General features: G+C 52.6%; 12 protein-coding genes. 9 read left to right on the top strand and 3 right to left on the bottom strand.

All coding sequences use genetic code 11. The annotated features are described in order from the left end of the window. The first annotated feature begins 151 nt into the window (after window positions 1-151). Both PGRAT_RS05495 and PGRAT_RS05500 read left to right on the top strand, forming a co-directional pair. The gene (locus tag PGRAT_RS05495) at window positions 152-4399 is read left to right on the top strand and encodes a glycosyl hydrolase (protein WP_047171578.1); all 4248 of its coding nucleotides are present in this window, start codon (window positions 152-154) and stop codon (window positions 4397-4399) included. Between the two features lie 287 nt (window positions 4400-4686). Next, a complete protein-coding gene (locus PGRAT_RS05500; RefSeq protein WP_025703585.1) occupies window positions 4687-6459 on the top strand; it encodes a methyl-accepting chemotaxis protein in 1773 nt (590 codons plus the stop codon). Between the two features lie 176 nt (window positions 6460-6635). Here PGRAT_RS05500 and PGRAT_RS05505 read toward each other — a convergent pair whose 3' ends face one another. After that, window positions 6636-7592, bottom strand: a complete 957-nt coding sequence (locus tag PGRAT_RS05505) for a D-2-hydroxyacid dehydrogenase (RefSeq protein ID WP_042266170.1) — start codon at window positions 7590-7592, stop codon at window positions 6636-6638. 89 nt (window positions 7593-7681) lie between these two features. Between PGRAT_RS05505 and thpR the strand changes: the two genes are divergently transcribed. Both thpR and PGRAT_RS05515 read left to right on the top strand, forming a co-directional pair. Then, complete coding sequence (gene thpR, locus PGRAT_RS05510) at window positions 7682-8287, top strand: RNA 2',3'-cyclic phosphodiesterase (protein ID WP_036707190.1); 606 nt, start codon at window positions 7682-7684, stop codon at window positions 8285-8287. 82 nt (window positions 8288-8369) lie between these two features. Next, window positions 8370-9263: a cell wall hydrolase gene (locus PGRAT_RS05515; protein ID WP_025709126.1), complete on the top strand. Its 894-nt coding sequence runs from the start codon at window positions 8370-8372 to the stop codon at window positions 9261-9263. 596 nt (window positions 9264-9859) lie between these two features. Here the strand turns inward: PGRAT_RS05515 and PGRAT_RS05520 are convergent. After that, complete coding sequence (locus PGRAT_RS05520; RefSeq protein WP_042266171.1) at window positions 9860-11074, bottom strand: UDP-N-acetylglucosamine--LPS N-acetylglucosamine transferase; 1215 nt, start codon at window positions 11072-11074, stop codon at window positions 9860-9862. A 263-nt stretch (window positions 11075-11337) separates the two neighbouring features. Between PGRAT_RS05520 and PGRAT_RS05525 the strand changes: the two genes are divergently transcribed. From PGRAT_RS05525 to PGRAT_RS05545, 5 genes are all read left to right on the top strand, one after another. Next, entirely contained in the window at window positions 11338-11913 is a 576-nt protein-coding gene (locus PGRAT_RS05525; protein ID WP_025703894.1) for a TetR/AcrR family transcriptional regulator, read from the top strand. Window positions 11914-12094: 181 nt separating this feature from the next. Next, complete coding sequence (locus tag PGRAT_RS05530; protein ID WP_025703895.1) at window positions 12095-14449, top strand: YhgE/Pip domain-containing protein; 2355 nt, start codon at window positions 12095-12097, stop codon at window positions 14447-14449. A 721-nt stretch (window positions 14450-15170) separates the two neighbouring features. After that, entirely contained in the window at window positions 15171-19766 is a 4596-nt protein-coding gene (gene gltB / locus PGRAT_RS05535) for a glutamate synthase large subunit (protein WP_025703720.1), read from the top strand. Between the two features lie 381 nt (window positions 19767-20147). After that, entirely contained in the window at window positions 20148-21074 is a 927-nt protein-coding gene (locus PGRAT_RS05540; protein ID WP_025703721.1) for an ABC transporter ATP-binding protein, read from the top strand. Then, window positions 21067-21852, top strand: coding sequence for an ABC transporter permease (locus tag PGRAT_RS05545; protein WP_025703722.1), 786 nt, complete (start codon window positions 21067-21069; stop codon window positions 21850-21852). Before PGRAT_RS05540 ends, PGRAT_RS05545 begins: the two co-directional genes overlap by 8 nt. A 75-nt stretch (window positions 21853-21927) precedes the next feature. On the opposite strand, the gene PGRAT_RS05550 is transcribed toward PGRAT_RS05545, so the two are convergent. After that, window positions 21928-22368, bottom strand: a complete 441-nt coding sequence (locus PGRAT_RS05550; RefSeq protein WP_025703723.1) for a bactofilin family protein — start codon at window positions 22366-22368, stop codon at window positions 21928-21930. Between the last annotated feature and the right edge of the window lie 16 nt (window positions 22369-22384).

A 22384-nucleotide genomic window follows, 5' to 3' on the forward strand; every position in this document is an offset into this window, starting at 1 on the left:
CTGTTTTATTCAACCAATGAATTATGAAAAGTTTAATGAGAATTTTATTTTTGTTATTGTTAAATAGCATTTATAATGCTAATATTGCCAATGTAGTTATTGTGCTTCCTTGGATTTGAAAGCACTTACACTTACGGAGGAGGATGATTGAATGAAGCGGTTCAAAAAAGGGCTCACAACGCTCCTGACCACCATTATGCTTGTCTCAACGGCGGCACCTGCGCTTGCTTACGTCAAGCAGGATGAACATTTGGGGACGCATTGGGCGAAGGACAGCATTGCCAAGTGGCAGGGGAATGGAGTAATTCAAGGTTATCCTGACGGCTCGTTCAGACCGGACAACAAGGTGACACGGGCTGAGCTGGTCAGCATGGTGAACAAACTGTTCGGCTTCAGTGCTGCATCGGAGACGTCTTTTGCAGATGTGCCGGCCGGGGTCTGGTATGCCAGGGACCTGTCGGTTGCCAGACAAGCCGGCTATTATAAAGGCTTCCCGGACAACAAAGCGAAAGCGGATACACAAGTTACCCGCCAGGATGCGGCCGCCTTGTTGGCAGCGGTTTTTTCGCTTAAACCAAGTGCGGGAGCGGCTTCGGCTTCATTCACGGACAATGCGGCTATCAGCAGCTATGCCAAGGAAGCTGTCCGGGCGCTGCAGGGAACACTCCAAGGATACCCGGATGGCAGCTTCCGCCCGGACAGTCCGGTTACTAGAGCGGAGACGGTCAGCATTGTCGACAGGCTGGTCAGCCGCTACCACCACACGGCCGGGACTGCTGACGGGGGAGCTGTACAGGGCAATGTGCTGGTCAACCATACCGGAGTTACTCTTAAAGACAACGTAATTTCAGGCAATTTGTATTTGGCCCCCGGGATCGGCAACGGCGAGGCTTCTCTGGAGAAAGTAACGGTGCAGGGTGACGTTTACATTGCCGGAGGCGGGGAACATTCCATTCATATGAAGGGTGCCAAGCTTGCACATGTTGTCGTCAACCGTCCAGACGGTAAGGTGCGGATCGTTGGCACGGGTGCTACAGCTATCAAGCGGATGGAAATTGAAAGCGCTTCGATAATCGAAATGGAAACGGATGCAGTGATTTCCGAGGTTGTAATCGCTGCCGGTGCCGCCGGCACCTCTATTGTGGGCAAGGGTACGGTCAGCAAGCTGGATGTCCGTGCAGGATCGGTTGTTCTGAATGGACAGCCTCTTGCTGCCGGAACTTATATGGTGAAAGGTGGAGCAGCCTCGCCATGGACTGCAGCTGGAGGCACTCCAGTTCCAAGCCAACCAGCTTCCACACCTGCGCCCGGCAGCGGCAGCGGAGGAACAGAACCGACGGCCACACCTACTCCGGGCAGCGGTAATGGAGGGACAGAACCACCGGCCACCCCTGCTCCCAGCAGTGGCAATGGAGGAACCGAGCCGTCCCCGCGAGTCGTGAATCTTGCGGATGCTGACGCGTCGTCTGCTACCCGGTCACTGTTCGTCTATCTTGACGATGTCCGGGGCACAGGCACGCTTTTCGGGCAGCAGCACGCAACGGACGAAGGTCAATCGATCGCGAAGCGCGACGGAACCGAATCCGATGTGAAAAATGTCGTGGGTGCGCATCCCGCCCTGTTCGGCTGGGATACGCTCAGCCTGGAGGGCAAAGAAAAGCCGGGTGTGGCGGGAGATGTGTATGCCAGTATTGATAACCTCGCTGACAGCATGAAACATGCTTATGAAGCGGGCGGTGTGCTAACACTTAGCGCCCATATGCCTAACTTTGTGACCGGCGGCGATTTCTATGACCTCAAGGGCTCGGTCGTCTCGCATATCCTGCCCGGCGGCGACAAGCATGCTGAGTTCAACGCTTTTCTGGATAATATTGCGGTGTTTGCGAACAGTCTGAAGGATGACAGCGGCAGTTCCATTCCGGTTATTTTCCGCCCGTTCCACGAACAGAGCGGCAGCTGGTTCTGGTGGGGGCGCGCTTTTACAACGGAAGACCAGTACAAAGAGTTATACCGGTACACTGTGGAATATCTGCGGGATATTAAGAATGTCCACAACTTTCTGTACGCGTATTCTCCCGGCGGCGGGTTTGGCACAAATGAGCAGCAGTATCTCGAAACCTACCCGGGTGACGATTATGTAGATGTTCTGGGCTTCGACAGTTACTACAACGGGGAAGGGCAAAGCTGGTTCGACGGCGTCGCAACAGAAGCTGCAACCCTCTCAAAGATTGCCGATGCAAAACACAAGATTGCGGCATTGACCGAATTTGGTTATCAGAACATGAAAGTGTCGGGCAACTCCACTCCGGACTTCTACACCCGTCTCGCCACAGCGCTGAAATCCAACCCGGATGCCAAAAGAATGGCCTTCATGCTGACCTGGGCCGACTTTACTCCTAGCGAGAACTCTTATGTTCCCTATCCGCTCGCTTCAGGACAAGAGCATCAGATGATGGCTGACTTTAAGTCCTTCTTCGACGATCCGTATACACTGTTCAGCGGAGAAATCAACGGAGCTTACACACAAGCTGTTGACACTGCCGGGGAGCAGGTCTTCATGCACATAGCTTCTCCGACTAATCAGGCTACAGTGGCGGAAGGCACAACCCTGATCCGTGTCCGCGTCCTGAACGGGTCACCGGCAAAAGTGGTGTACACGGTGGGTGAATCGGCCCTGGAAACGCCGCTCGTGCTGGACCCGGAAACCGGATTTTATGTCGCGGACTGGTCGCCGGATGCAAAGCTGAACGGCAAAATTGCCGCGGTAACGGTGAAGGTATACAGTGAAGACGGGACTGTATTATTAGAGCAGACGAACTCCGTTTTTGTAAAAATCAGCGAAGTGCTGCTGGGAGCCTATACGTTCGACAACGGCATTGACGGTGTTCAGAGCAACGGCGGCTATCAAGCGGCAATTGACTCCATCGGGCCGGGGCAGTTCAACGGCAGCGGTGTGCTGAAGGTCAATGCAAGCGGGATGAACCCTGCGGATACCTGGCAGGAGCTGAAGCTGGAGCTTAAGAACGCTAAGTCGGTTATAGACAGCGTCTACCTGACAGAGGCGACGCGCGTTAAGCTTGATGTATGGGTGCCGGCCACAGCGCAGCCGGAGAACGGCAATGCAAGTCTGCAGGCTGTCGTGCAGCTGCCTCCGGATTGGAACGGCAAGTATGGAATCGGGACCACCCAGATTTCTTTTGCGGATCTGCCGAAGGAAACCATTGATGGCGTGGAGTATGTGCATTTCACACCAACAATTGATATGACCGATGCAGCTGCGCTCCTGGCAGCCGACGATATTGCAGTTTCCATTGTGGGCAGCGGACTGGCAAGCGGCAGCATTCCGGTATATATCGACAATATCGGATTATACAGTACTTACGTAGAAACTGGCTCTGACCCGGCTGTGGTCGACGATTTCGAGAGCTATCTGGGCAGTGACGAGGCGCTGAACACGAAATTTGTCCATGCGGGAGGCGATGCAACGGAAACGGCGCTGGATGCGAACAAACATGGCGGCAGCTACGGCATGAAGTATACCTATACACTGGGCGCGAGCGGATATGCCGGCGTGACCAAGGCGCTTAATGTTGACTGGACCGGCTTCAACGCACTGCAATTCTGGTATAAGCCGGATGCCAAGGGGCAGAAGCTGGTAATACAGATTAATGCAGGCGGAAGCACTTATGAGTACTATCCCGACACTACTACTGAGCAGGCGGCACTTGTGACTGCAAAGTTTAGTGAATTCGTCCCGGCCAATGGCGCAACAGGAACGCTGACCAAGACCAACCTGAAGGATGTTCAAAAGTTCTCGATCTATACCAATGCCAAGCCGGACGGCACGCAGCTGACATCTTCGATGTACTTTGACGACATCAAGGCGGTCAATGATCCGGATGCCGGGACCGTTCCTGGAGGAAGCGACGGCGGGGGGACCGCTCCCGGGATGCTGTTTGACTTCGAAGGTTCTGAGCAAGGCTGGACTTTCGGAACCAATACTATGGGGGCCAGCCATTTAAGCCCGGCAACTGACGGCGGCAAGGGCGTACTGAGCGCGGACTATCCGCTTGATACAGCTGCCGCAAATGTCTTTGACCTGAACTTTGTAGGCGATCAGGATCTGAGCAACGGCGGCACACTGAAACTCCATGTCCGGGTTTCCGCGGGAACCGCCAAGGGCAAGGTGTTCCTGAAAAGTGGAGCGAACTGGGACTGGGCCAATACAGATGAAGTGGCCCTGACCGATCAATATCAATGGATTTCGCTTGATCTGAACGGTTTTGACTGGACAGGAAAGGTCAAGATCGATAAAACTATGGTTCGCGCAATGGGCTTGGAAATCTATTCTTCAGACAGTGCGGCTACAGTATATATAGATGACGTAATCCTGGAGTAGCAGTATTTCTGACAGTTAAAGGTAGCAGGCAATGCCTACCAACTTTGCATACATTATACCCCGTGCGGCGGCACGGGGTCTTTCTTGGAGTAAAGTACCGGCAGAGCCGTTTTACGTACATCTTACATCCTTCTAATATCCTATTCACATACCTTTCGTAGTATAAAAATCTCAGTTTGTTCTGCCGAAATAAAGACTAAAGTCTTTATTTGTGCCTATTCGTGAAAATGAAAAGAAACAAATGGAAGTCTATGCTATGTTTTGCAAAAGCTTAAGGGGGCGCAGGTATGAAGAAGGGGCTGGCGATGGAAGGTTCCGCAGGCAGATGGAATGGATTATTGAAGCAGGGTGCAGCGAAAATCAGAAGCAGCATCGCGATTAAAATCGCCTCCGGTTATGTGGTTTTGGCCATACTGGTTATGGTATTAGGGGGAGTCTCCCTCTATCAAATGAACGGAATGCATAAGAATACGGGGGAAATTGTAAATAAGATGATGCCCGCACTGAATCAGATACATAATATTAATTACTATACAGAACATATTATGTCTATCAGCATGCAGCATATTCTCGATACGGAAGGGAAGAACAAGGCGGCGCTTGAAGAGGAGCGGGATGTATATATCCGTAAAATAGCTGATACCATGAAGAGCTATCAGGCCGGACTCCGTAAGGACGTACAATTGCAGCAATTCCGGGCCCTCAGCAGCAAATGGGAGGCGTTTATGACGATTAATGACCAAGCCATCAAGCTTAGCGGCTCAGGCGATGAGAAGCTTGCATTGGAGGTCTCGCAAAAAGGCATATCCGCCTTCAACGCTATGCAGGTTGACCTTCAGAAACTGGTGAATTCCAGTCAGGATGAAGCGGAAGATAAGGGAAAGCTGTCATCCGGAATCTTTCATACTGCACAATCTCTGAGTCTAGTCACGGTGCTGCTGGTGCTGATTGTGATCGGAGGAATCAACATGCTTATCCGGCGTTTGCTGATTAATCCGGTCAAAAAAGTGACCGCGCATCTTCAGCGCATCGCCAGCGGGGATTTGACCGCTGCGGATACACTTATTTCCAACACGGATGAAATCGGCCTGCTGGCCAAGACGGTGAACGGGACCAACCGGACCCTGCATGAAATTGTCGGCCGGATTAGAAACGTTGCCCGGATTATTGCGGAGCAGAGCGAGGGCCTTCTGAATAATGCGAACCAAACGAAGGAAGGCGGCAGCCAGATAGCCCTAACCATGGAAGAGCTTGCCAAAGCGTCGGGAAGCCAGGCCGAAGCAGCTGTTGATGCTTCCCGGGCTGTGGAGGAGCTGAACCGGCTGATTGAGGATTTTGCCGGCAAAGGCATGGAACTGTCGGAGCATTCCGAGCAGGTCCGGTTGAAGGGCGACAAGGGTAAGGAATTGATGGAAAGCTCAGTCGCACAAATGAGTAGTATTGCCGAGGTGGTGTCGCAGTCCATGAAAACGGTGGAAGAGCTGAACCTCAAAAATGAGGGCATATTCCGGCTGGTGGGCTCGATCCGGAGCATCTCGGAACAGACCCATCTTCTGGCGATTAATGCTGCGATTGAAGCGGCCAGAGCCGGGGATAGCGGACGCGGATTTGCCGTAGTGGCGCAGGAGGTCCGTAAGCTGTCGGAGGATGTGCAGCAGACTGTCTCGGAGATTACCGGTATCACACAGGGCATCCAGGAGGATTCGAGGGAAATGGTTCAGAGGCTGCGCAGCGGTGTGGAGAAGACAGAGGAAGGCAGCCGGCAAATCATTGAAACGGGCCAAGCCCTGGCAGAGATCAATCAGTCCGTCCATGTGATGGCCGGTACCATTGAAGTGATGGGCAATGATCTGCAGCAAATGACCGGGGCCAGCGAAACCATGAATGAATTCAGCCAGCACATCTCAGCCCTGGCTCAGCAATCGGCGGCCAGTGTCGAAGAGACGTCAGCATCAGCCCATGAGCAGGTCAGTGCGACCGATGAGGTGGCAGCAGGCATCGTACAGCTAAGAACCATGCTGGCAGAGCTTGAAGAATCAGTGACGCGGTTTCAAGTATAGCTGAGCTGTGAGCAGCGGACGCTTGCGGGTGAGCGGCTTCTTCGCTAAATATGAAACGGGTGCTGTCCTTGAGAGAGGACAGCACCCGTTTTGTTTGAAGCGCCGCCGGCCAGTTTGGCTGGAAACAACGGCAGAAATGCCGTTGATGGAGCACCGCCGGCCAAGTGCTCCTCCGCTTAATACTGGCGGCTGTAGTCTACGAGATTACGTGAAGGAGTTCCTGATTTCAAATAGGATTTCATATTCTCTATAAAAATCTCAACCACCCGGTCGGCATAACGGTCAGTTACCCCGGCACAGTGCGGCGTGATGACGACCTGCTCCATTCCCCACAGCGGATGGTCTTCCGGCAGGGGCTCCGTCCCGAATACATCGAGACCGGCACCGGCCAAGTGTCCGCTGTTCAGGGCATCCATCAGAGCTTGGGTATCGGTTGTGGCTCCGCGGCCGATATTGATATAATAGGAGCCCTGCTTACAGGCTGCAAAAATTTCCGCACCAAACATAAGCCGTGTCTCATCTGTAAGCGGTAGGGTGTTGATCAGGAAATCCCCTTGGCTCACAACATCCTGAAGCCGGTCAGTGGTATAGACCTCATCGAAGCCTTCGGCCGGCTCGCCGGAGCGGCTTACACCTAAGGTCGTCATCCGGAAGGCTTTGGCGATTCTGGCCGTTTCACTGCCGATGGAGCCGGTACCGGCAATGACGGCGGTTTTGCCGGTCAGCTCGCTCTCGCTGCCTTCAGAGTGCCATTTTCGGTTCAACTGGTTGCGGACCGCTGTATGCAGATTCCGGGTGAAGAGCAGCATGAAGCCGAAGATTACCGCCGTAATCGGTTCGGCGTGCACACCGCTGGCGTTGGTTAACAGAATTCCTTTATTCTCCATGGCTGTAAGAGGAAGCTTCTCAACTCCAGCCGACCAGGTCTGCACCCAGCGCAGCGGTGATTCAGAGCTTAACAGCGTATCGCTAATCCCCTTGCCCCAGCCGATGACAATTTCGGCTTCGGCGAGCTGTGCAAGGTCAGGGGCTTTGCCGTCTCCCAGGGTCAGTGTATAGCCTGGAGCAGCGTCACGGATTAAGTCCTGCTGCCGGTGTGATAGTTTCTGTAAACAAACGATGGATTTCGTCAATAGGATTCCCTCCGTGAGATTATTTAATAGAGCTCGCTGATGCTGTATAGAATAAGGATAACAAATCTGCCCTGAAAGGTGAAATTGAGATGGAACGTAAGGTGTCTGAAGCAGAAATGGAGCGGCTGTTCATCGCGCTAAAGCTTCCTTTTGCGCTGTGTGTAAAACTGGAAAAGGAACGCAGTGTCTTGTCGGGCAAACTGAATTTTGCCAAATGGACACATTCTGAGGATTATCACATTACCCTGCAGTTTCTCGGAGATACGCCGAAACGGTCAATTCCCGGCCTGCTTGAAGCTTTGAAGGAGATCCCCGCAGCTTGCTCCCCCTTTCATTTGCGGCTTACGGAGTGGGGGACTTTTGGGCGCCCTGAATCGCCAAAGGTGCTTTGGGCGGGGGTTTCGGGAGAAACGGACAAGCTGAAGGATCTTCAAAAGCGTGTGATTTCCGTTACCCGTCCTCTTGGTTTCATACCCGAAGCGAGAGCGTTTAAACCTCATCTCACCTTGGCCCGCAAATATCGGAATGAGCTGCCTTTCAGTCTGGAAAAGCTTGCTCTTTTGCGCACTGAGGAAGCCTCAGGGGAGGGGGAATCTGACATCGCGGACTGGACGGTGGACGGTTTTGTGGTGTATGCTACCAGGATGCATGCCATTCCTATGTATGAAATGATCGAAAAATTTACGTTTTTCTGATAGAAAATCGGCAAGAAAGTTTTCAAAGCTTCCATTTTCGGTTACATACAATAGGAGTGTGCCGTAAAATAGGAGGTAAATAATGGTAATTTTCAAACAAAACCGCTGTATTGCGCTGCTTGTTGGCGTTATTCTAGTGTGTTTCTCTGCGATAAGCCTGATGGGCCTTGTAGGTCCCGCCAAGGGCAAAGATACAGTACAAATGAATCAGCTGCAGTCGAACGCTCATCCATCTGACCGGATAAGCTCTAGTCAAGCCTTAACAGCTTTGCTGAGGACTAAGAGTTCCTCGGGACCCATGCTTTACACCACAGCCGCCTATCTGGTCCAAACCCAGAAGATCAGGCATGCCGCAGAATGGAGCAGTCTGGATATACTGAAGCCGCAAGGCGCAGCCGCCAAGACTGATATTCTCCGGCAAAAGGCAGCTGTGGTGAAGTCAACTCCGCCCATGGCGCAGCAAGCGGCCAAGACGGCGGCGGCTAAGGGGAGCCAGACCGTACTTACGAAAAAAACGGCAATTCAGCAACATCCCCCCACACAATTGTTCTTCTCTCGGACAAAGCTATTAAGCCAGGATCAGCGAAATCAAGCGACCTGGACCTACGCAGTATCCGAAGGAGACCTGCTACTGCTGCAAAAAATCGTTATGGCAGAAGCAGAAGGCGAACCGTACCAGGGCAAAGTGGCAGTCGCCAACGTTGTTCTGAACCGGCTGCGGTCAGCCAATTTTCCCGATACCATACATGATGTGATCTATCAGAAGAGTCAGTTCAGTCCTGTGGCCAACGGGCGTCTTAAGCGTGTGAAGCCAAACGCAGACTCTATTAAAGCCGTCACCGCCGCGCTCTCCGGAACCAAAGCAGTAACGGACGATACGTATTTTTTCCTGTCGCTGAAGCTTGCCCAGGATCTCACGGTACATCATTCCAGACAATATGCTAAAACCATCGGCAATCATACTTTTTATAAATAAACGGACTATATGAATTGAACTGGAGAACCTGAAAGCTCGGGAACATAGGTGAGGCTCATCAGGAACTAAATCTAAGTGGAAAAAGTAAAACTAATTCGCTGAAATCCTGGCTGCAGAAGGTTTTAGTTGGATTTTGTACAACTAATTGCTGCCTATTCATCCCATACAGCCGCCTTCAGCCGAATTAGTGATACTTTTTCCAACATAGGCTACTCCATAAGCCGAATGAGCTTGATTAGTGATACTTTTTCCAACATAGGCTACATCATAAGCCGAATGAGCTTGATAAATGGTGCCTTTTCCCACTAAGGGTGACTAGCTCTATTCATATAATTTTTAGTTCGGTTTATATCACGGGAAAACCTGCGGTTGTCGCAGCATGATACCTGCGGATATCCGCCATCCCAATGCGCTTGCAGAAATCTGTGGAGTATTTTGTAAAAGTTTTTGCCGGGCATGGTTTAACCTGGTCATGAGGCGGCGTAGAGAAGGAAGCGGAGTTAAACCGCCTGTATTACACATCAAAAAACGGTACCGGCCATATGAGGCCGGTACCGTTTTTTGACTCTAGAATCTTTCCAAAGCTGTCTCTTCGCTTAAGGTGTAACATATACCGCTTCTTCGTTCCGCGGCTGGGTGGCGGCAGCTGCGGCTACAGCCGCCCGTGCGCCGCGAGGATCCTGGGGCATTCCGGCTGCAGACTTGCCCAGCAACTGCAATACGGTGGATGCACAGTGGCTTGGCTGCTGGCGATCAGGGGCGGTACGGCGTCTGCGCAGCTCCTCCAAGCCTGCGTATTCACGCAGCAGCAGTGAGAACCATTTGTCCACCACATCCGAATCCAGCACTTCGGCCAGCCCCAATTCTACGAAGTATTGGCAGTTCTTCTCCTCCTGGCCGGGAATGGCGCTGTAAAAAAGCATCGGAATACCCTTGGCCTGGCCTTCCGTACAAGTCATTCCACCAGGTTTGGTAATCAGCAGATCGGAGGCGTCCATCAGCTTGTTAATCTCGCTGCTGTACCCCAGAATTTTCACGTTGGGATGGTTCAGGAGCGGATTGGCCCGCATTTTGGCTACGAGCTTTTCGTTACTGCCCATGCAGAAGATCAGTTGGATATGATCCACCCTCGCAGTGAGCGAGTCCATAACATCCTTCCCGAACATGAGCCCCCAGCCGCCGCCCATAATCAGCACTGTAGGGATATCGGCCAGCCCCAGTTCCTTGCGGAGCAGTGTTTTGTTCGAACGCCCCCAGAACTTGGGGTGCAGAGGAATTCCGGTAACCGCTACTTTCTCTGGAGATACGCCGCGGCCGGTGAGAATCGACTTGACCCGGGAAGTGGACACCAGGTAGCGGTTCGCCTCCTCATTAATCCAGCTTCCGTGTGCATCATAATCTGTAATCAACGTATACAGAGGCACATCGAGCCCCTGCTGTTTCAACCGGGAAATGACAGCTGCTGGAAGCGGGTGCGTACAAATAATCAGATCGGGCTTAAGCTGCTCGATGACCTGTGAGGCATGTGTATAAAAAATCCGGTGAAGTGCCAGCTTGGTCAACCGGTTCAGAGATTTATGATATTGGGTCTTATACATCATGCCGACCAGCTTCGGCTGGCTGCTGACTGTTTTGCGGTAAGCTGAAAGAATCCAGGGAGCGACCGTAGGATTAAGGAATTTGCCAAGCTCAATCACCCTGCACTGCACATCCGGGCTAAGCCGCTTAATTCCTTCGGCCAGAGCATAGGCTGCCCCTGTATGGCCCGTACCGAAGCCTTCCGAAAACAGCAGTACTCTTTTCTTTCGCATAAGTTCACCTGCTACTTTCTTTCATTGGGTAGGATAAATCTTCTCTTACATTATACTAGGGAAATTGTCTCTTTTCTCACATTATACAAATAAGACGTAAATAGAAAGTTAAAACACTGCAAAAAATAAAAAAATAAAGATTGCGCCCAAGTATTGCAAACGCGGAGGCAAAGTGATAAAGTGGGTATTGACCGATTGACCGAAATAGTAAAACAGTCACATTATGATGACTGCATTAATTCAGAAAGAGAGGAAGTGCGCAGGTGGCTGTGGTAGATCGAAGGCAGCAGGTGCTCCAGGCAGCGACCAAGTCTTTTTCATTATTTGGCTACAAAGCGACTACAATGGACCAGGTCGCGAAGATCGCCAATGTCGGCAAAGGAACCATCTACACCTTTTTTACGAACAAGGAGCAGTTGTTTGATGAGATTCTTCGTGATGTCATAATGGATATGAAGGGGATTGCTGAGCGGGAAATCAAGCGGGACCGGTCTTTTTTTGATAATCTGCACCGTGTTCTGGATGCCCTGCTGGAATTCCGCAGTGAACATGAATTGTTCATCAAGCTGTCCCAGGAAAGCCGTGATTTCGGAACCCCACAGGCTAATGAAGGACTCGATAAGATTGAGAACGTCGTATTGGAATACTTGGAGCGGGAGGTGGAGCATGCGATAACCCAGGGGGAAGTCAAGCCCTGTGAACCCAAGATTGTATCGCTGGTGATGTTCAGGTTGTATATTGTGCTTACAGCCGAACTGAGCAAGGTACATGTACCCTTAACGAAGGAGCAGATCAAATCCTATTTTCATCTGTTTCTGGCAGAGGGGCTTGCAGAGTAACTTCATAACTTGTGAAATGGGCAGCTTCAATCGACTCCGGTAGGAGTTTTTATTTGCTCTCCATTGACCAATTGGGTAAAACGGTCACTCGGTGTTACTGCAAGTTTTCAAAAGAACCGCATTCTTAAAACAGTTTTATAGCATTTTAAAGAGAGCATATGATCAGAAGGAGAGAACCAGAATGAAATCTTTATCCGTATTTGCCAAGGACCTGGGCGCAGCGCTCAAGAATCCCAAGGTGCTGATTCCCATGTTTGTCGTCCTGTTCATTCCGGTACTATACAGCGGATTGTTCCTGAAGGCATTCTGGGACCCGTACGGCAAGATGAATGAGCTGCCTGTCGCAGTAGTCAATGAAGATAAAGGTGCCGACTATGAAGGCACGAAGCTTGCAGCAGGGAATGACCTGGTGACAGAGCTTAAGAAGACCGACGGGTTCAAATGGAACTTTGTAACCCGGGCGCAGGCTGAGGCCGGCTTGAAGGATAACACCTACTATATGGCTATTGTGGTTCCGGAAGATTTCTCCCAGAGTGCCACGACCTTGCTGGAAGCAGACCCGAAGCCAGCCAAAATTATTTATGAGCCAAATGAAGGCTACAACTTCCTGGCCGGTCAAATCGGCGGTACGGCTGTAAAAGATATCAAGACTAAAGTATCAGCCAAAATTACTGAAGCTTATACCACTTCTGTTTTTGACAAAATCAAAGATATCGGAAGCGGTCTTGGAGAAGCGGGAGACGGCGCCACCAAGATTGCGGACGGTGCCTCCAAGCTGGATGACGGTGCGCTCAAGCTGAAGGATAATCTGCTTGTGCTGACCGAAGGCACCGGCAAGTTGCTGGATGGTGCAGCCCCGCTTACAAAGGGTGTAGCGGATCTGAACAACGGTGCGGCCGCATTGCATACAGGCAGCAGCACGCTTGCGGGCGGACTCCAGCAGCTGTCCTCAGCGCATAAGCAGCTCCAGGACGGCGTATCCCAGACGGCAGCAGGCAGCAAACAGCTGAATGCCGGATTACAGAAGACGGCAGCCGGTGCAGCCGCGCTGCAAGCAGGCACGAAGTCTGCGGTGGATGGAACGGCTAAGCTTCAAGCCGGTACCCAGACTGTTGTCGACGGCAGTGCGAAGCTTGCCGCTGGACTTACCTCCTCCATGGACGGCAGCGCGAAGCTGGCAGCCGGACTTCAGGCTTCGAAGGATGGCAGCGCGAAGACCAGCGCAGGAGCTAAAGCGGTAGCGGATGGCCTGCAGCAGCTGGCCAAATCCAATCCGCAGCTGGCGGCCAGCCCGGATGTGCAGAAGCTGCTGGCAGCAAGCGCGGCAGTCGCCCAAGGCACCGCACAGCTGGATCAGAGCCAGCAGCAGCTCCTCGAGGGCGCAACTGCGCTGCACAGCGGCCAGGAGCAGCTGGTGCAGGGAGCGAACCAACTGCACGCCGGTTCGCAGCAGCTGGATGCCGGTGTCACCCAGCTGCATGACGGAGCGCAGCAATTGAATGCCGGCAGCACCCAGCTGCTGGATGGACAAAAGCAGCTCCTGGCCGGAGCCGGAGCGCTGGAAACCGGCGGCAGCAAACTGGCCGCAGGCATGAAGCAGTTCGGCGCGAAGCTGAACGAAGCTGCAGCAGGCGGGGCCAAGCTGGCTGACGGCAGCAAAACGCTTGAAGCCGGAACAACGAAGCTGCTGGCCGGAGCCGGACAACTGAGCAGCGGCCTCAGTTCAGTAGCAGACGGCTCGAAGAAGCTTAGCGATGGAGCCGGACAGCTTAAGAATGGGCTGGATGACCTCAAGAGCGGCTCGGGCGAGCTGGCAACGAAGCTCGGTGATGCCGCAGCGCAGACCAGCTCAGTGAACTCAAGCGATAAGCTTGTATCCATGTTCGCCCAGCCGGTACAGATTGATGTGCAAAAAGTGAGTGCGGTGCCAAACTACGGCACAGGTTTTGCCCCTTACTTCCTGTCTCTAGGTTTGTTCGTTGGTGCATTGATCTGCACCCTGGTAATTCCGATGCGCGACTCTGAGGTTATCGGCGCAAGCCGGTTCAACCGTTTCATCAGCCGCACGCTTACCTTCTCGATGATGAGTGTGCTCCAGTCCTTGATGGCTGCCATTATTGTTCTGTATGGACTGGGCCTGAATGTACAGAATGTCCCGCTGTTCTATGCCTTTACCTTCATTACAAGCATCGCCTTTATGTGGATGATCCAAGCCATTGTCACTTGGATGGATCAGCCTGGACGGTTCGTTGTCATTGTTATCCTGATCTTCCAGTTGACCACAAGCGCAGGAACCTTCCCGCTTGAGCTGATTCCGTCCTGGATGAAATTCTTCAACCCGCTGCTGCCTATGACCTACAGTGTCAAAGGCTTCAAGGCTGTGATTTCCACCGGTAATTTCAGCGCAATGTGGAGCGACGCTGGTCTGCTGGCGGTTTACGGAGTCGTATTCCTGGCCTTTACCTTCACCTACTTCATGACCCGTGACCGGGATAATGAGGTCGCCGTGAAGAATGAACAAATACTGACTGTATAACAGCGGGCTATTTATAGGAAAAACAAACAAGAGCGCTCCATTCCGGGGCGTTCTTTTGTTATGATATGGGGAAACAGACAGAGTGTGTCCGTATGAATCGCAGAATGATCGTGACTCTGTCCGCTCCAGCCTTTATTTACCATCCAGGGTAATTGTGTTCTATATAAGTTGAACTTAAAGAATTTTGTCACCGGAATTCAACCGCTAAAGGCGGTTCCAATCAAGAAATTCTTACGGCAACAGCGGCTGGAAGTCCAAACATTCCCCGCAGTGACGACCATCCCCCACAATGTAAAACAAAAGTTCAACTTATATAGAAATTAATCTTATGTGCCTCGTCGGCTCAAATGAAGCATGTATATCAATTTTACAGAATTCTCTTCCCGGGCTCGTATTATAAAACCGTTTTCCTTATTCAGGAATAATACAGCCAAAAAAGTGCCATGAATGTGTCAGGAAAATGAATGGAGCGTTTTCATTGAATAAGTTCTTATTCGTTTTTGATGCATATTTATGCATAACTAAGATTTTTTACGCTTTTATTCACTAAAGCTGTAACGCAAAAGCATTTGTTAATCAAGCTCATAAAAAAGTTTAAATTGCGCTCATGTCAGGTCGATGATAAAATAATATAACCAATCTGTCTTGAATATTTATTAAGATTTCCCTCTGAAAATTTTTCCTGAAATCCGTCTACTTTATAATAGAAAGGTTGCGTACAATGAGACACACTGAACTGCCCGCCAAACAGGGCCTGTACGATCCCCAATTCGAAAAGGATGCCTGCGGAATGGGGTTTGTCGCCCATATCAAAGGCAAGCCGTCCCATGATATTGTAAGTAACGCTTTGACCATGCTCTTCAACATGGAGCACCGGGGAGGCCAGGGAGCAGAACCAAACTCAGGTGACGGAGCCGGCATTATGCTGCAAATTCCGCACCGTTTCTTTGCCGGGGAAGCCAGCAAGCTTGGCTTTGAACTGCCTGAGCAGGGACATTATGGCGTGGGTATGATCTTTTTGTCTCACAACGAGGAAATCCGTGCCCGTCACGAAGCGCTGCTCAGCGAAATCATTGCCGAGGAGGGCCAGCAAGTCCTCGGCTACCGCGATGTACCTACCTTTGACGAGATGCTGGGCAAGACCGCCAAGGCGGCCAAGCCTTATGTGCGCCAGGTATTTATCGGACGCTCCGAAGGCATCAGGGATGATCTGGCGTTTGAACGGAAGCTGTATGTCATCCGCAAACGCGCTGAGCTCTCCATCCGCTATGGCGGAGCAGAAGAGAGTGAATCCTTCTATGTGCCTAGCATGTCCTGTCGGAAGATTGTATACAAAGGCATGCTGACTACTGCGCAGGTAGGACAGTTCTATCTGGATCTGCAGGATGAGACGCTGGAATCGGCGATTGCGCTGGTTCACTCCCGCTTCAGCACCAACACGTTTCCAAGCTGGGAACGTGCGCATCCTTACCGTTTCATGATTCACAACGGCGAAATTAATACTCTCCGCGGCAACGTGAACTGGATGCATGCGCGCCAGTCGCTGTTCAAGAGCGAAGTGTTCGGGGAAGACCTGGGCAAGATCAAGCCGGTAGTGAATCCTGACGGCTCCGATACGGCCATGTTCGACAACACATTCGAGTTCCTGTACCTCAGCGGACGCTCTCTGCCGCATGTAGCCATGATGATGGTTCCTGAGCCTTGGAGCAACCATGACAGCATGGACGAGAAGAAGAAGGCGTTCTATGAATACCACAGCACGCTGATGGAGCCTTGGGATGGACCGGCCGCAATGGGCTTCACCGATGGCGTTCAGATCGGTGCGATCCTTGACCGCAACGGCTTGCGTCCGGCGCGTTATTATGTAACCAAAGATGACTTGATTATCCTATCCTCGGAAGCAGGCGTGCTTGATATTCCTGCTGAGGATGTACTATACAAAGACCGTTTGAGACCAGGACGCATGCTGCTGGTGGATACGAAGGAAGGCCGGATCATTTCCGACGAAGAGGTCAAAGCCGCTATTGCTTCCGAGCAGCCTTACCGCCAGTGGCTGGATGAGCACCTGATCGGCCTTGACGAGCTTCCTGATGCGCCGGAGCTGCCGAATCCGAAGCATGACAATGTGCAGCAGCTGCAGCAGTCCTTCGGATATACCTTTGAAGATCTGCGCAAGGTTCTGGAGCCCATGGCTTCCACCGGTGCTGAGGCTGTCGGCTCGATGGGCTATGATGCCCCGCTGGCCGTACTGTCGGACCGGCCACAGCGTCTCTATAACTATTTTAAACAAATGTTCGCCCAGGTAACCAATCCGCCGATCGATGCGATTCGCGAAGAACTTGTTACCTCCACTGCTACAACCATCGGACCTGAGCGCAATCTGCTCAAGCCGGAACCGGAAAGCTGCCGGCAGATTTCACTGGAATCACCAATTCTGTCCAATGAGGATTTCGCAAAGATCCGGCATGTCCGCCGTGCAGGGTTCAAGTCGATGTCGATTCCGATTCTGTTCCCGGCAGAGCTTGGAGCGGAAGGGCTGCGCATCGCACTGGAGCGGATGAATGAGGCTGCTGACCGCGTCATGGCCAAAGGACATAACATTCTGATTCTGTCCGACCGCGGCGTAGACCGTGAGAATGCCGCTATTCCGGCACTGCTGGCTGTTTCCAGCCTGCATCACCACCTGATCCGCTCGGGAACACGCACCAAGGTCAGCATTCTGCTGGAGTCCGGTGAGCCGCGTGAAGTCCATCATTATGCGCTGCTGCTAGGCTATGGGGTAAGTGCGGTTAACCCGTATCTTGCTTTCGAGAGTCTCGACGACATGATTGGCCAAGGCCTGCTGCGCGGAATCTCGCATGAGAAGGCTGTGAAGAATTATATTAAGGCTGCGACGAAGAGCGTAGTAAAAATCCTGTCCAAAATGGGCATTTCGACGATTCAATCCTACCGTGGCGCACAGATTTTCGAAGCTGTAGGTCTGAATGCGGAATTCGTGGACCGTTACTTTACCTGGACGCCTTCCCGCATTGGCGGCATCGGCCTGGAAGAAGTGGCGGCTGAATCCCTTGCGCATCATAACCGCGCCTTCACAGACAAGGACGGCAATGACAAGGTGCTCGATTCCGGCGGTGAATACCAGTGGCGCAGCGACGGGGAAGAGCATCTGTTCAACCCCCAGACCATTCATCTGCTGCAGCACTCCGTGCGGAGCGGCGATTACGGGCTGTACAAGAAGTATGCTGCACTGGTGCAAGGCGAAAGCGAGAAGCATCAGACTCTGCGTTCCATGCTCCAGTTCAAGCCTGTGAATGCACCGGTTCCGCTGAATGAGGTTGAATCTGCAGAATCTATCATGAAACGGTTCAAAACTGGCGCCATGTCCTTCGGCTCGATCAGCAAGGAAGCGCATGAGACACTCGCCATTGCTATGAACCGCATCGGGGGCAAGAGCAATACCGGTGAAGGCGGAGAAGATCCGGCCCGCTTTACTCCGGACAGCAACGGCGATTCGCGCCGCAGTGCGATCAAGCAGGTGGCATCGGGACGGTTCGGGGTGACCTCGAATTATCTGGTGAACGCCGACGAGATTCAAATCAAGATGGCGCAGGGTGCGAAGCCGGGTGAAGGCGGACAGCTTCCGGGCCGCAAGGTATACCCTTGGGTAGCCGAAGTGCGCGGCTCCACAGCGGGTGTAGGTCTGATCTCCCCGCCGCCGCATCATGATATTTACTCCATTGAGGATCTGGCTGAGCTGATCTACGATCTGAAGAATGCCAATCCCCGTGCGAACATTAATGTTAAGCTCGTGTCTGAGGTCGGTGTCGGAACGATTGCCGCCGGAGTAGCCAAAGGCCGTGCCGATATTATCCTGATCAGCGGCTACGATGGCGGTACCGGCGCATCGCCGATGAACTCCATCCGCCATGCCGGTCTGCCTTGGGAGCTGGGTCTGGCCGAAACGCATCAGACGTTGATGCTGAACAATCTGCGTGACCGTGTTGTGCTCGAAACAGACGGCAAGATGCTCAGCGGACGCGACCTCGCTGTCGCTGTGCTGCTGGGGGCTGAAGAATATGGATTTGCCACCGCACCGCTTGTGGCTGTGGGCTGTATCATGATGCGGGTATGTCAAATGGATACCTGTCCGGTTGGCGTAGCTACACAGAATCCGGAGCTTCGCAAGAACTTCACCGGTGATCCGCAGCACGTCGTGAACTTCATGACCTTTGTGGCTCAGGATCTCCGTGAGATCATGGCGGAACTTGGTTTCCGTACAATCGAAGAAATGGTTGGCCGTACCGATTGCCTGGATGCAGTGAAAGCCTCCAGCCATTGGAAGAAGAAAGGTGTCGATCTGAGCAGCCTGCTGCACACCCCGGCTATGCCGGAAGGAAGCACGCGCTTCAACAGTCAACGCCAGAATCATGGCCTCGAAGAAACACTGGATATGTCGAAGCTGCTGGATTTGGCCGCACCGGCTCTGGAATCCGGCACTGCAGTTGAGGCTTCGCTGCCGATCACGAACGTTAACCGTGCGGTTGGTACGATCCTGGGCAGTGAGCTGACACGCAAATACGGTGCTGCCGGCCTCCCGGATGATACAATCCGTCTGCACTTCACCGGTTCAGCTGGACAAAGTTTGGGCGCATTTGTGCCGAAGGGAATCACCATCACCGTTGAAGGCGACTCCAATGACTATGTCGGCAAAGGGCTTTCCGGCGGGAAGCTGATCATTAAGCCATCCCCTCAGGCGACTTTTGCTGCTGAAGACAATATCATCATCGGGAACACGGCGCTGTACGGGGCTACCAGTGGTGAGGCATACATCAGCGGCATTGCCGGAGAACGGTTCGCCGTCCGCAACTCCGGAGCAAACGTGGTTGTTGAAGGTGTAGGCGACCATGGCTGTGAATACATGACCGGCGGCCGTGTGGTTGTGCTTGGCGCCACCGGACGCAATTTTGCGGCAGGTATGTCGGGCGGTATCGCCTACGTGTACGATCCGGACAATACGTTCATCAAGCGCTGCAACCTGGAAATGGTGCTTCTGGAACGCGTGGAGGAGCCAGCGGAAATTGCCGAGCTTCAGGGTCTGATTGCGCGTCATACCGAGCTTACCGGCAGCAATGCCGGACAACGTATCCTCGATGCATGGGATGAGGCCCTGCCGAAATTCGCCCGTGTGATTCCGAAGGATTACAAACGGATGATGGAGCAGATCCGCAAGGTGGAACAGACCGGCTTGACCGGCGAAGCTGCCCTGATGGCTGCGTTCGAAGCGAATATGCGCGAACTTGCCCGTGTTGGCGGCTAACCGCCCCGTAATGCAAACAGCTATCTTGGCTGGCTGATCTAAAGGGACAACATCCCCTCCTTAACCGGAGGGAGGTTGTCCCTTTTACTATTGCTGCACTTTTTTCCGGTTTTCAGGAAAAAGGGAAGTTGTGGTAGAATAAAAAAGTGGACTGAAAATTTCTGGTACTTTAAAAGGTGTAAGTAACGGAGGGGAAGTTTGGAACTGGAGGAGCGAATGCGTTCGCCTTTGTTCACGGATTTCAACCACATAAAGTGGTTCCAATCAAGAAATCTGTGAACAACAGCGGCCGGAAGTCCAAACATTCCCCGCAGTTACGGCTAGCCACCGAATAGGAGCCTTAGATTTTTCAGGCACTTTTACAAGAAAGGAAGTGAGACCATGCCGAACACGGCAGAAGTGGTGAAGCCCGTTGCCAGTCTGATGGGCGTAACCAAAAAAATCGGCAGCAAGACGCTGGTCAGCGACTTGACGCTTGATATCCCGCCCGGACAAATCTTTGGATTCCTCGGGCCGAATGGTGCCGGCAAAACAACCACTATTCGCATGATGGTCGGACTGATCTCGATCAGCCGCGGGGATATCCTGATTTGCGGCCGCAGCATTAAAGATCATTTTGAAGAAGCTGTGGCGAATATTGGAGCGATCGTAGAGAATCCGGAGATGTACAAGTTCCTGACCGGCTACCAGAATCTGCGCCAATACGCGCGTATGGTTCCCGGTGTGGATAAGAAGCGGATTAATGAGGTTGTAGAGCTGGTCGGACTGGGGCAGCGGATTCATGACAAGGTGAAAACTTATTCGCTGGGAATGCGCCAGCGGCTGGGTGTAGCTCAGGCGCTGCTGCACCGTCCGAAGCTCCTGATTCTGGATGAACCGACGAACGGCCTTGATCCGCAGGGAATTCGCGAGCTGCGTGACTATTTGCGCCGTTTGTGCCAGGAGGAGGGAACTACGGTGTTCGTCTCCAGCCATCTGTTGTCCGAGATGGAGCTGATGTGTGACTCGGTGGCGATCATCCAGAACGGCAAACTGATTGACGTGAAGCAGCTCAAAGCCGTAGGGTCTGAAATACTGCCTGCCGGCGAGACGCTGTTTGAGGTTAGTGATCCTGAAGCCGCGCTGGTTCTGCTGGGGACCGGGGTCCTGAAGGATGGAGGAGTTGCCGTCGCAGCGGACCGCGAAGTGATCGCGGAGCTGAATGCGAAGCTGGTAACGGGCGGAGTTAAGGTCTACGGTATTCGGGTGCTGTCCCGTTCACTGGAGGATCAATTCCTGGAAATCACCGGAGGTGAAGGCATTGGGTAATTTCGCGGCTCTCATACATAATGAGAACGTCAAAATCTACAGTCGTATACGCACATGGATTATGCTGATAATTCTGGCGGTGATGAGCGCACTGTTTCCGGCATTGTTCTACTTTACCAGCAGTGATCCCTCCACAACAGAACTGTGGAACAGCTTCCAGACGACCGTGAGTGTTTCTTTCTTCTTGAATACGATCTTTACCGTGGTGATCGCTTCCGACTCCGTAGCGGGCGAATTTTCCTGGGGAACGATTAAGCTGCTGCTGATCCGCCCTTGGAGCCGTTCCAAAATACTGCTGTCCAAGTATATTTCCCTGATCCTGTTCAGCCTGCTGAGCACCGCTGTGCTGATCGTTTTCGGATATGTGTCGGCGATGATATTCTCGTCTTCGTCCGGGCTTGGAGGAGCTTCCGTATCGGATTGGAGTCCGGCTGAGTACACATTCCTGGGCATCCTGTGCAGCTATGCCGAGCTGTTTGTCACCGCTGCGCTGGCCTTCATGGTTTCCAGTGTATTCCGTGCAAGCGGGCTGGCCATCGGATTGTCGCTGTTCATTATGTTCGCCAAGGATATTATCGCGGCGATCTTCAGCCCTGAGCGTTACGAGTGGGCCAAATACCTGATCTTCACCCACATGGATCTGCATGGCTATTTGCTGACAGACAAAGGTCCAGGCGGTTCCACGCTGGGATTCGCCCTCGTGGTGCTTGCCGTCTATTATCTGATATTCATGCTGGTGTCATGGATTGTATTCCGTAAAAGAGACGTTGCGGCGTAGCCCGGGCCGATTTCCCGTATTTTCGCCTGCTTCAAGGCGTTTTGTGCCAATATAACAATTGACATGTCTTAGCGGCTAAGCCGTTTCTGCTTGTTTGGAGCCGCGTTTGCCGGCTTTGTCCGCATGCTCTTTTTTCTGAAGTCCGCCTGCTTTTTCTGTGGCGGGCTCTTCGGCCATGGCAACGGAGCCATTGAGCACGCTGCCTTCCATGATGCTTAGGCTGCCGGCCAGAATATTGCCATGCAGCTGTCCGGTGTCTGTCATCATCAGCCGCTGGTCAGCAATCACATCACCGTAAACTTTGCCTGCGATGATGATGTCCTGTGCTCTGATACTGGAACGGACGGTTCCCTGCTCACCGACAGTAACCGTTCCCTGGCAGTGAATTTCTCCGCTGAAGTTGCCCTCGATCCGCAAATTTGTGTCGCAGTTCAATTTGCCCTCCAAAGTGCCACCGTGCCCGATTAAGGAGTCGGTAGGCTTTACTGGCAGTTGCAGTTTATTTTTCCCCCACATGCTTTCATCCTCCTTC

Origin of the sequence: Paenibacillus graminis (assembly GCF_000758705.1) — a bacterium.
In the GTDB taxonomy this organism is placed as follows: Bacteria; Bacillota; Bacilli; order Paenibacillales; family Paenibacillaceae; genus Paenibacillus_AQ; species Paenibacillus_AQ graminis.